We start from the raw sequence: 13,929 nt of genomic DNA, 5'->3' as shown, positions 1-13,929 counted from the left end.
TTGGGGTTATCTCATTAGGGTGAAGTGACCCATGAACTCGCGTTCATCGTTTCCTTCTAATTTTATTACATACCAGTAATCTCCTGTAGGTAACTCCTGGCCTTTATAGCGACCATCCCATTTTTCACCTACACGTATCTCAGCTACCATTCTACCATAACGATCGTAAATTCTTGTTCGTATTTCAGGGAATCCTTCGTCATTGTCTGGCCCCCAGGTATCATTATAGCTATCTCCATCCGGAGTGAAATAATCTGGTATATCGATGTCAATAAATTCTTTTTCTACTACAATTTCATGACTACATCCTAGGGCATCGGTTACAACTACGGTAATCTGCTTGATTTCTGCACCCGAAGCGTCTGTGTAACCAGGATCCGAACTACTTAAATAGTAGGTGTTATCACTGCCCTGATACTTATCATTAAAGTAATATGAATACGGTGGTACTCCGCCCGATGCATTTACTTCAATCAAGTTCATTGTATTTGGATCTGAAGCATCTACCACTGTTACCGGATCAATTTCATTGATGGTAAAGCGTTGATCGTCCGGAATCATTTGTTGACAACCTTCGTAGAAGATCGTAATAAACTGATCTGCTCCCGGTGCCAGATTCTCTACAATACCTGCATCTCCATCTACATAATCGAACATAGTCGCGTCGTTGATATCCGTTGAATTCAATGCATATAATACATCATTCACCGTAATCTCTGCGGTAACCAGGGTTACACGAATTCTATTGGTTGCTGAATTATCTACACATTCTTCGATCACCTCTACTTGTGCGGTTAAATCCGGACCTTCAGGAATCATGAATGGTAATACTTGCTCACAACCATTGCTATCCACAACAGTAATCTGGTAATTCACATCACCACTCAATGAATTGAATAGTATATCTGAGTCATCAGGGACGTTGGTTTGCGTTTCTACTACATCTCCTGTATCTACATTCGTTAAGGTCGCTGTGTATGGTGCAATTCCACCACTTACATGGGCCTGGTAGTAACCATTACTCTCACCATAACAGATCAGGGCTGGTTTGTCAACCTCAACGATCTCAACAAGATTAGGCTGTCCAACGGTGATTGGCTCTGTTTCGAAATAACAACTCCAAGAATCGTCGATGATGATACTATAGGTTCCAACTGGAAGATCACTAAATGTTCCGTTATCCTGAGGCTCTGATAATTCTCCTGTATCGTGATTCTTTAATACAAAGAACCAACCTTCAGGACCCGTACCTCCTGTAACATTTACTGCTCTAACTTCCCCTGTATTTGTATCAAAACAAAGTACATCTGTTTTCTCAATCTCAGCCTGAATAAATTCCGGTCTTACCAACGTTACCTGATCGGTAATTTCACAACCACCATCATCAATTACTGAGATATCATAGGTTCCTTCACCGAGACCGATAAAAACAAATCCATTAACATCTGTTGCTGTTTCAGTATATCCGGTCAGATTATTTACGATGGTTATATCATATGGTGCATATCCGCCATCAGGATTCACATAAATCTCACCCTTGTCATTTGTACATGTCACATTAGCCACCTCTTCAGATACCACTGAAAGCGGAGCTAAAGATTGTGAAATATTGAACGATGTCGGGTTCATCAAACAATTCTGGTTATTATCGGTTAGAATCGCTGAAGCTGTATACGTGCCTGCCGGAAGACCATTCACTACAATTGAATTGCCCGTGCTGGTACCACTGAAGCTTATAGAAGCATCATTTATGTTCACAATGCTATAGCTAAAGCTACCTGACTGATCTCCATCCGCCAAATATGTATCAACAACCGTAAGTTCTACACTTCCTGAAGGGGTATCATAACAAGCTACTCTGCTTTCTTGTCTGGCTGTTAATGCGAAAGTGTTTGGTTCTAACACATTATGAACAGTATTCACCTCACATCCAGTATCTGTGTTTAATACGGTTATATAATATCCGCCTTTAACCAGATCAAAGAAGGTATAAGAAGTCGTATTCTGAATTCCTGAGTCATGTACTACATTTCCACTGGAGTCTTCTATGATGTATTGCAAGTTAGGCGTAGCTGTAGCTGGCGTAACGGTAACATCGACACGGATACTTTCTCCGGTATCACAAGTTACTGCTGTTTCTACCGTTACCACAGGATCAGAAATACCTGTAAACGGATCTATAACAGCATCAATACTATCCATACATCCATTGCTGTCATATACATTAACAGTTATAGTACCTCCGTTAAGGTCTGTATAGATCAACTGCGGATTGCTTCCATCTTGAAGTACCGTGCCATTTTGAATAAATTCAAATCGCGTATAGGTACCACTACCTCCGGTAATCTGAGCCGTATCAACTTCAATCAATGCATACTCGGTAATGTTCCCCACTGTACACAAGAATTGAGATACATTTACATCTGTGATATCAACAGGATCCGGTTCGGTGATTACCTGATCTTCACTAACCACACAGCTATTCGCTGCAGTTGCCGTTATGGTATAGATCGTTCCGGTAGTTGTTCCGGTTAATCCATCAAATATTGCGGTATAGCCTGTTGAAGAAGTAGGAGCTATGGTTGCTGCACTTCCATCAACCGCGGTGATTTCGAAGATGAATGGTCCGATACCATTGTCGATCGCTCGAACGTGGATGGTTCCATCACTACCTCCGGCACAGGTTACGTCATCTACATAGGTAATCTCCATTTCCGGCTCTAATCGTTCCGGAACAGTTACCGTTTTACTCACTGAACAGTTACCGTTCAAGTCGTATACAGTAACGATATAATCACCTGCTACATCAGCACCATTCCAGGTAGCTCCCGCAGGATCAAGACTTGTTCTTGTAAGTCCTGAAGGACCTGTAATTTCATATTCATAAGATCCCGAACCTGATATATCGCTGATAGTGATTTCAGCATTACCTGCAGGATCCGGAGTTTCACAATCTAATAATTCAGTTACCTGAGCATTGAAATCAAGTGGAATGATTTCAATATTGTTATTGGCTGTATCACCACAATTATTAGCATCTAATATTTGTATGTCGTAACTGCCAGCTGTTAATCCGGTAATTACATATTGATTGTTGGTGTCGAAAGTTATATTTCTGATCGCCCCGTTTACACTTAGATTATAAGGAGCAATACCCGCCTGATCTAATGTAACGGTAATATCGTATCCACCTGCAGGATCACAATTATCGGTAACCGATAGTGAGATCTGCGGTGTAGGATCGGTTCCGATAGTAGCGGTACCCGTAACCTCACAGCCTAAGGCAGAGGTAACCGTCACATCATAGGTGCCTGCATCCAATCCTGTAAAGATTCCATCAGTGTTCGTTTGAACGACAGCACCTCCCTGACTCAACTCATAGGTATATGGAGGATCAGTTTCAGTTGCAGGATCGAGGTTTACTGTTATTGTACCATCGCTACCCACGCAAGTTACATTGGTAGTTTCAATGGTGTCAATAATTGGGATCACAGGATCATCAAGGATCACTTCGATCGTTTCGATACATCCGGTATCAAGATCTTCTACCGTAAAGGTATAAGTGCCTGCCTGGTCTAATCCGCTAAACACATTGTTATTTCCATTATCGACCGTAGTTGCATCAGGTAGCTCAACACTGTAATTAAAGTTTCCTGAGCCACCAGCTGTCGTAATTGTTATCTGACCTCCCACCGGAGCCTCACAAGATATTTGTTTATCTATGTTATAGCTTAGCGTAAAGGCATCATATAATGTTACCGGTGCGGTCAGCGTTGTTTGACAACTCCACTGATCATTGATCTCAGCAGTATATTCGCCGGCACCAAGACCTGTAAATACTGCACTCATTCCGGTTTGCGGCGCTCCGTAAGGCACCCCGTCTTTAATGAGTTGAATGGTATAATTACTTCCTTGTCCGCCAAGAATATTATTAACCGTGATCTCACCGTTGTTACCATCACAATTTGCATTGCTGGCAATGATATCGGCCGTAATTGGTTGTGGGTCTTCCAATACTTCTGTACCAAGATCAACATAACAACCATTGGCATCCATTACATAGATGTAGTAAGTACCTGGTATTAATCCTTCCCATCGTGCCTGACCTGCAGTATATAAAGTTGCATCTGTTGGATCTGCAATGTTCGTAGTGGATACGTAATAGCTATAGTCTCCCCAACCACCAGTGGCAGTGATTTCGATAACGCCATCATTACCTAAACAGGTAATATCAGTTACGATAGCGGTAGCCGTTAATGCTGCCTCAGGTCCGAGGATATTAAATGTATCAGTTACTGAACACTCAGGAACTCCCGTTAAAGTAGCCGTTACTGTGTATTCACCCTCAGGCAAACTATTAACCTGAGCATTGATTCCGGAACTGGTTCCTGAAGCAGTGAAGCCTGGATCCGTAATGCCGGTTATGGTGTAGGTAAACTGTCCTGCTTGATCTCCATTAGATGTATCGGTATCGACAATGGTGATATCTACAACACCTGTAGTCGTATTAAAGCAATCTACATCGCTTACGATATCAATATCAAGATCGAAAGTATCCGGATCTCTTAACTGGGTGGTGGTTTCTATAAAGCAACCTGTGTCGTCGTTAGTTACTCTGATCACATAATCACCTACGCCTACGCCTGTAAATGTTTCCTGAATATTCGTAGATGAAGCAATAGGATTCACAGCCGCCGTAGCTACACTCATATCCGTTGCATTAAACAACTCATAAGTAAGATTGGCAGTGCCGGTAGATGGATTCAATGTAACATCTACAACGATGGTTCCATCAGTCGTACAAGTTGGATCTGTTGGTGTTACATCAACTGAATCTAACTCTATAAATGGCTCAATAGTAGCATTGGTAGTAGCAGGACAATTGTTCTGATCATACACATTGATAGTGAAATCACCACCGGCAGGATCAGACCATACCAATTCATTGCTTGGTCCTTTTTGAACAACCGTACTAGTAGCATCATTAATGAACTCGTAGATATAACTTCCAGTACCTCCGGTTACACCCGTAACGACAATCCTTGCCGTGTTTACGGTGTTTCCTGCAGTACAGGTAAAGTCAGTTACCGTAGCGGTTAAGCCGGTGATTTCTGTAGGTTGGGTAATAATTTGAGATACCACTGCAGAACAATCATTAACCGTTGAGGTCACTGTAATTGTATATTCAATATCCGGCGCAAATCCTCCGGCTAAATTGCTAAAAGTGGCACTGTATCCCGGAGTCGTGTTATCTGCTGGAATTGGTGTAACAACTGATCCGTCAGAAGCACTTGTAATTTCAAAGGTATAAGGCCCGTAGCCATTGTCGTTTACACCCACGGTAATTGATCCGTCAGCCACACCGAAGCAAGTAGCATTGGTATATGAGTCAATATACGGGTCAGGTTCTACCAATGGTGGTACTGTAACTGTGGTCATCACGGAACATCCTGTCACCGTATCATTGATGGTGATAGTATAAATTCCTTCTACATTAGCATTGGTTATGGTAAGTGGGTTCGCTGTTAAAGTAACACCACTAACATCTATAAACCCAGCAGGACCGTCAATACTATAAGTAATATTAGAAGGGGTTGCTGAAGAACCTCCATTAACTTCGATTTGGATTTCAGCATCTTCATCACCAACCTGACAATCGAGTCCTTCCATTAATTGAGCATTAAGCTCCAGTGGAGGATAGATGTCAAAGTTAGCGGTAGTTAAACATCCATTCGAATCTCTAACAGTTACACTCTGATTTAATCCTGAATTTAATCCTGTTAATTGATAGGTTCCTGATGCAAATGATGCACTTTGGAAAACCCCTCCATTAAGACTTATACTATATGGAGGTATGCCAGCTGTTGTTATATTAACATCAACGGCAAAACTTCCTTCGTTCACACAGTCATCGACTACAATCGCAGAAATAATTGGTGAAGGATCTAAAATTATCGTAACATCTAATACATCAGTACATCCGTTACTATCTTTAACCCAAACATCCCATTCGGTATTTACGGCCGGATCTAATTCTGATGTAGCATTTGTGATATAGTCTGTAACCGTTGGTGCTACCCCATTTTCAACAAAAGCATATTCATAAGGACCGGTTCCGCCAGATCCTCTAACGGTTACAAAAGCACCATCATTACAGTTGGCATTTGTTTGATCAATTAAACTTATATCAACCGGAGTTGGTTCCGTAATTCTAAATGTTTCTGTTACCGTACATTGCAATCCATCAACTTCCTCAATTAACAATACATAATCGCCCGGAGGAAGATTTCCAACGGTAACATCACTCGTTGGACCTGGTTGCGGTATTGATGGAATATTACCTTCATACGCCGCACCTAAGGAGGTGTTGGTAACACTGTTAAGAATTGTATATTTTAATTCTGTTGTTGTTGCATCGTACTGATCAACCGAAAAGGTCACAGTTCCATCATCTGCAGCAGTACACAATACATCAGTAGTAGAAAGTGTTAAGGTCATGCTTGAAATTGAAGGTATGTCAACCTCAACGTAACTTATACAACCATTTACATTATCTGTTGCCTTAAATATATAGGTCAATCCAGGAATTAAGCCATTAAATACAGCATATTCTTCATCTACCGTAGATCCTGCATATTCACTATCTGGAGTAACAAGAGGTGATGAACCATAAATTTCAAAATCATAATCTCCCGAACCTGTTGAGGCCAATAGTGTAACGGAACCACCTGTTACACAATCAGGAGCTGTTACATTCGCTTCTAGTGTTAAGAAAGGATCTGCAATTACATTTATGGAACCTTCTTCACCGGCGCAACCATTTGCATCTACAATTTGAACATAATAAAATCCATAATCGATATTACTAAAAGTATAACTTGTAGAAGAAGTTGTCACCTGGTCGATCTGTGTATGGCTGCTATCAAATAAGGTATAAGTAAAGTCAGCAACCCCACCAGAAGTAATGGTTGCCGTAACGCTTCCGGGGTCTACACCTGTCCCATTACAAGTCACATCTGTTTTGGTTAATGTTGCCTCAATAGGATCTACAGGGTCTATTGTTACATCATCGGTATAGGTACAACCATTTGCATCCTGTACTATGTAACTGTAAGTGCCAGCTGCTAACCCAGAATATGTTGTTTGATTTGAGAACCCTAACCCATTAAAATTAACCTGATATGGAGGGGTTCCAAAACTGTTATTAATGTTAATATTAACAACACCATCATCATTTCCACTACAGCTAATAGGGGTAACATTGTGTGTTGCTTGTGGTACAGAAATAGGTTCTATGGTAATTACACCTGTTTCAGCGGTACAACCTTGACTATCCGTAATTTGAAATTGATATGTAGTAGTTACCGCCGGATTCGGGAATGTATAAACAAAAGAGGTGTTCCCTGCTCCAACCGCTGTGGTTGTTCCTGAATAACCTGAACCATTAATGTTTACATCATAAACATAGTCAGGATTTCCCCCACTAATGTTCACAGTGATTTCTCCATCAGCATTCACACTACAGTCTAGTCCTTTAGTTAAAATCGCATTCGCTGATAACTGACTTTGAATCGTCACTGATTTGGTTACATCACAACCAAAACCATCTCTAACGGTAATATTATAAGTTCCAGGGGTTAAACCTGTATACTGATGGTGGGTATCATCAACATTAGTAGGCACAAATGGACCTCCATTCAAGCTTACTGAATAATTTCCATTTCCGCTAGTAATTTCGATATCGATGGTACCGTCATTATTACCACTATAGCATAACGTTGGATCGAAAGTAAAATCAACCAACTCTGGTTCGTCTACTGCGATTGGAGCAGGCGTTGAAGCAGTACATCCAGGATTATCCACATCCCGTACAGTAATCGTATAATTACCCGCTGTAGTCACAGTAAATGTATTGTCAGATAGGAAAGTAGTTCCATCTATACTGAACTCATAATTTCCAGAACCTCCGGTTGCGGTTGCTGTAATCACAGCCGTATTCCCATTATTACAAGTCATTTCAGTAGTTACCTCAGCAGCTACCGTAAGTGCAGCTGATTCTGAAATAGTCTGTGTCAGGGTAATCGAACAAGCGCTATCGCTTGGATCTGTAATGATAATTTCATAGTCTCCGGCAGCCAATCCGTTAATAGTAACAGAAGGATTTGTTTCTGTCGTTCCACTGGCTACTGTAGATCCTCCGGTAGTTTCAATTACCTGGTAATCATATCCTGCAGCAGGATCAAAGTTATCTACACTGAAAGTGATACTTCCATCAACACCACCATTACAAGTTACATGTGAAACTGCAGTGATATCGGCTGCTAAAGCCTCTCCAGGTTGAACACTAACCGGCACTGTAGTTGTACATTCACTACCATAATCAACTGTAATCACATAACTTCCGGCAGCTACATCTGTAAATACATTGGAAGCCTGAGGTGTTCCGGCACCTAATTGATAAGTATAGGTCGGATCGTTCGGTAATACCGTTATTGTCCCAGTACCATCACAGCTATAATCAACTGTTGCCGTTAAACTTGGTACTGGCGGTAATGGATCTATCGTATGTGTTAATGTAATAAAACAATCCGTTGCAGCAGCATCTCTTACTCTTATGGTATGAGTACCATCCTGTAAACCTGCAAAAACATTATTGCTATCCCACGCACTTCCGTTTAAGCTATATTCAAAGCTTCCGCTACCGCCTGTTGCATTAACTGTTATTGTGGCATCGTTAACACAAGTATAAGGAGTAGCATCTATAGTTGCATTAATTTCAGCTGGTTCCGTGATCGTAATGGTTCCGACATCGGTACATCCATTGTTATCAGTAACCGTAACATTATAATCACCTGCCGGCAGGTTAACGAATTGACCTGTAGTATTAGTAATGTCGATGCCATCAGCTGTATTTTCAATCTGATAGGTATATGGTGCTGTTCCTCCACTGCCTGTTAACGTAATGGTTCCATTCGTACCATCAAAACAGGTAACATCGGTATGATTTTCAGTAAAATCAACGGCATTGTCTTGTGTAATGGTAACCTGGGTGGTTGCCTCACAGTATACTGGATTTCCGTTATTATCTCTTACATAAACAGTATAGGTACCTGAGGTTGATACTGCAAATGTATTTCCGGATTGGAAATTCGTGCCGTCGATACTATACACATAATTTCCATCGCCACCAGCAGCCGTAATTATTATATCAGTACTTGCAGTAGCTCCACACGCTGGTAATATTCCTGCGGTAGCAGTAACTGTTAATTCTTCATCAATAGTAATTTGCTCCTGATCCGTACAATTAAGCGCATCTCTCACGGTTACTGTATAAGTTCCCGGTGCAACACTAAATGTATTTGAACTACCAAATGCACCTCCATTAAGGCTGTATTCGTATGGAGCGGTTCCATTACTTGCATTTGCTGTAATGGTTACATTGGAAGAACCATCGTAACAACCACTATCGCTAAGTGTTAATGTTGGTGGGGTAGCAGGTTCCAGGCTAAAGGTATCTGTAATTGTACATCCTCCGGCATCTGTTACTGCCACTGAATAAGTTCCTGTTTGGGTTAGACCGGTAAACACATTTGTTGATTGAGGTCCGGCTGTAGTTCCGTCAGGATACGTTAGGGTATATTCATAACCTCCCCATCCATCGGCCGCTGTAACCGTTACACTTCCGGAAGGAGTTGCCGAACAACTCATCGGGGTAACATCCAGGCTCATTGTTAAGGTTGCCGGCGGCCCTTCAATCGTTACTGAAGCATCAGCAGTACAGCCATTTCCATCAGTTACTTCAACATTATAAGTTCCCGGAGCCAGATTATCCAAATTGATTGTTCCGCTTGTTTGACCACTTGCGGTTGGTGTACCATTTACACTGTAACTGTATGGTGGAATAAAATCATTCACAGTTATTACTGCCGACCCATTATTGGATCCGAAACAGTCTACATTACTTTGTGAAGTTGCAGAAAGCGTCAGCGTTTCATTTATGGTAACATCTATAGGTGTACCCTGACAACTCGAAGCATCTTTAACATTAACCGTATAAGTACCAGGTGTTAAATTGGTAAAGGTATATGTGTTAGGGGTAGTGGCATCTGCATTGAACCAGGTGGTACCTCCATCGATACTAAACTGGTAGTCTCCATTTCCATTGGTTACGGTTACCACGATCTCCCCGTTAGTTCCATCATAACATACGGTTGGAACCGCAGTAAATTCAACAGGGTTTGGATCTTCGAGCGTAATCGTATTTAAAGCGTTCGCCTGACATCCGTTGGCATCTCTTACATAAATGGTATAAGTCCCAGCAGTAATGTTTTCAAAAACATTATTTGACTGCCAAACCAGTGGTGTTCCGGCACCGTCGTCAAGAGCATATTCATACGCCGGCGTGCCCCCATCTGCGGTTGCAACGATTGTTGCACCAGGGGTCGTATCACAAGTTATATCTTTCGTAACATCAGCAGTAACGGTAAGCATTGTCGGCTCGGTAATGGTAGCCGTAATTGGCTCAGTTACACAAGCCTCATCACGTAAATCTCTCACAATAACTTCCACATCACCCGCAGGCAAGTTTTCAATAACTATAGGAGAAGAAAATTGCGGAGCAGACCAGGTTGTTCCACCATCCGTGCTATATACGAAACCTGTTGAAGCATCAAAATTCGTTACTTCGAAGGTTGCACTACCATCATTTCCGCCAAAACAAGAAACGTCATCAGTTCCGATAAGTTGAGCCTGAATCCCTTGTGCTTCTTCAACGTCAATAACAATCTCACCAAACTGGGTACAAATAATTGGAGTCTGGTATACTTTTAATCCGTCAATAGCGATATCATTTCCAGAGAATACCGTAGAGTAACTACGTATTCTAAAGGTAAGGTTGGTAGCGTCTACTGAAGGTAACGTAAGTTTTAGATGATGCCATTGTTCGTCATTATTGATAGAGCCGGTATCGTCATAACTCACTACATTACCTGATGCATCCACCAATTCTACTCTAATATTTGGATCTGCCTGATTAGATGAAGAATAAAGGATATTGTAAAGACTAATATCTACCTCAACATCGAGACCTGGAATAATATCAAAAATTTCCTTTTCATAGATAGCTCCTCCTTCACCTGCGGTTCCACCGATATTTACTGCTAAATAACGGCCGTCGGTTACTCCTTGAGCATCTGTTGGGCTGTACCATTGCTGACCTCCAAGCACTTGTAAATCTGAGGTAACAACATATTCTCCATCATCCAACATATTATCTGAATCTCCATCGACATTATCATTTTCCTGTCCCATTTGGGATTCATAAATATAGTCTTGGTTTACATTATCGTTGGTAGTATTTCCACCAACGCCAAAGTCTTCTGCCAACAGGATTCCCGGTGTTGGCATATCAGGGGTTACATTTTCGTAATATACCGTAACGGTATGTTGTCCGGGAGCTAAATTATCAAAGACATTACTGTCCTGTGGTATACCACCATTCAGACTGTACTGATATTCATAAACCAGGTCCGGATCGGTTACTGAAGGGTTGATGGTTACCGTTCCTGTTCCGCTACAATCGTATACCGTATCGTAATCTAAAGCTGGTATTTCGGTAGCGTCATTAACGTCTACAAACATTTCATGTAAACAATCGTTCGCATCTCTGATGTACACATAGCCATCGCTCGCCATGGTACCTACGTTATTACCGCTCCAGGTATTACCTCCATCAAAACTGTACTGATAAGGAGGAGTCCCTCCACTGGCATTGGTAATACGCACTTCAGATACGTTATCTTCAGGATTACAGGAAACATCAGATGACACCCCGGCAAAAGCCACTAGAGCGGCATCCGGTTGTGTGATCGTAAAGTTCCTTCTGAACGTACAGGTTGCATTCCCTTGTTGCAGGGTAATGGTAACATCCAATAAGTAGTCACCAGCAATAAGGTTAGGATAGGTTCCATCAACATTTTCTCCAAGAAGGGTATAAGTGCCATCTTCATTTTCTATATACAGCGCTATACTCGAATCTTTAATATCATCTTCGTGAACGAAATCTACGGAAACCGAACCATCATTCCCACCGTAACAAGAAACGTTTTCAGTAGAAAGGCTGAACTGGTAAGCAGGGTCAAGCTCAACTAATGCTGAATTTGATAAAGCATAGTTTCCTGAATCATCTTTCATTACAAAGACATAGTACCCTTGTTCCTGCACAGGCACTTCAAATACACGTGCTTGAGAACCTCCGGTACCATCACTTTCTTCATTCGAAAACTCTGAATCAGGTATTTCACTAAAATCATCATATAGTGCTTCCCCATTGATACTCCAGATCGCAAATCGATAAGGAGAATCACCTCCACCTCTGTGTACCTGTACTTTAGCACGGTTACAATCCTTCGTTTCGTATACTTTTCTAGCCTCGAAATAAAGTGGGTTATTATCGGAAATAGTTATACTCTCGGTATAAGAACAACCTGAATCGGTTGTAATTTCAAGGTTATAGGTTCCTGTATTAAGTCCGGTAAAAGTATAGTTATTATCAGTTGTCGGCCCATAAGTTGTAGTAAGGCCGTTTCCATCGGTTAAGTTATAGGTATAAATTGGTCCGTCTCCGGCTCCTGTTATACTAATAGTACCCAGAGATTGAGAGTTATAATCTGTAGAACTCGTCTGAACGTTATTTAATCCTGTATAGGCTTTGAAATAATAGGTTTTAAAACATCCTCCATCGGTGGTAAGTACCAAACGGTATTCACCAGCTGCAGCAACTGTAAAATCATTTGATGTAGAAACCGTTGTCCAGCAAGAACTATTGGTATTCGGGCAATTGAATGAGCCTGCAGAGCAACTTCCACTGAGGGTTTGCCATTGAATGCTCTGTATATCTTGAAATTCAGTTTGAATGGTTTTACTAGTAGTTCCTCCGCAAAGTAAAATGTTCGGCATATCGGAACCATCATTCACACATTCAGATACAGCATCTGCATAAGCAAGGATAGGGTTCGTAAGACTGTTAAAAGATCGCATATGAACCGTTTCTTTATAACTCACGGTAGTACCATTACAATCTTTTGTTTTCACCACTTCATAGGTTCCAATATTGTTTACTGTAATCGTTTGGGTATTCCCTACAAAAGATCCGTTTTGTGTCCACTGATAGGTATCAAATCCATCACCGGCAGAAATAGAGGTATCACCACATAATATCTCTGTTCTTTCTGTTGAAACCGCTGTAGGATTCAGCGTAAAAACGGATGGAGCAGGGGTAGTAGCCCCAACACTTGGGTAACTACCTTCTTGCAGTCCATTATAATTTGAAATCGCCTGATTACTGAATGCTGTTGTACAAGCATCTCTGTAAAGTTCTATATCACTTGCAACCTGAACGGTAATATTAACCTCACCAACTTCATCAGCTGCCAGGTTACCCACATTTATGGTAACTGTTCTGGTATTGGCATCGTAAGAGGTAATTCCCGGAGCGTCATTACTAACATAAGTCAGGTTGTCTGGCAGAACGTCAGTAATTATATAATTAGAGATCGTTGCTGCAGATGAATTGTGGTAATTCAGGGAATATACAAGCTGTTGCCCTGGATTTACATTCGTATTTAATGTATTACCACTGGTATCTTCAATTAGTTTAACTAATTCAATTTCGTTCGCAAATGAAGCAGTTTCAAAAAGTCCCTTATCCGACGAAGCTTTGGATTCAAACACTTCTTCCACAACGGACGCTTTGGTCTCTTCAATAAAAGTGAATAATTTTTCAACATTCTCATAAAGCACCTTTTCGGCTGAATTTCCCGAGTACATATATATGAAGAACCCGGAAAAAAGGAGCGTTATTAGAATATTAGAGTAGTTTTTTTTCATGATTGCTGGGGCTAATTGAGTTTTTTGAGTCTTTTGAGTTTG

At 41.2% G+C, this 13,929-nt stretch carries 1 protein-coding gene; it reads right to left on the bottom strand.

Going from position 1 to position 13,929, the window contains the following annotated elements; genetic code table 11:
- Positions 1–6: 6 nt before the first annotated feature.
- Positions 7–13,887 carry a T9SS type B sorting domain-containing protein gene (locus P278_RS14025; RefSeq protein WP_082436182.1) on the bottom strand — a complete coding sequence of 4,627 codons (13,881 nt, stop codon included), beginning with the start codon at positions 13,885–13,887 and terminating at the stop codon, positions 7–9.
- Between the last annotated feature and the right edge of the window lie 42 nt (positions 13,888–13,929).

Origin of the sequence: Zhouia amylolytica AD3, from assembly GCF_000511935.2 — a bacterium.
GTDB lineage: Bacteria > Bacteroidota > Bacteroidia > Flavobacteriales > Flavobacteriaceae > Zhouia > Zhouia amylolytica.
The sequence above is the reverse complement of the archived record's forward strand: the minus strand, read 5'-3'. Positions and strand labels throughout refer to the sequence as shown.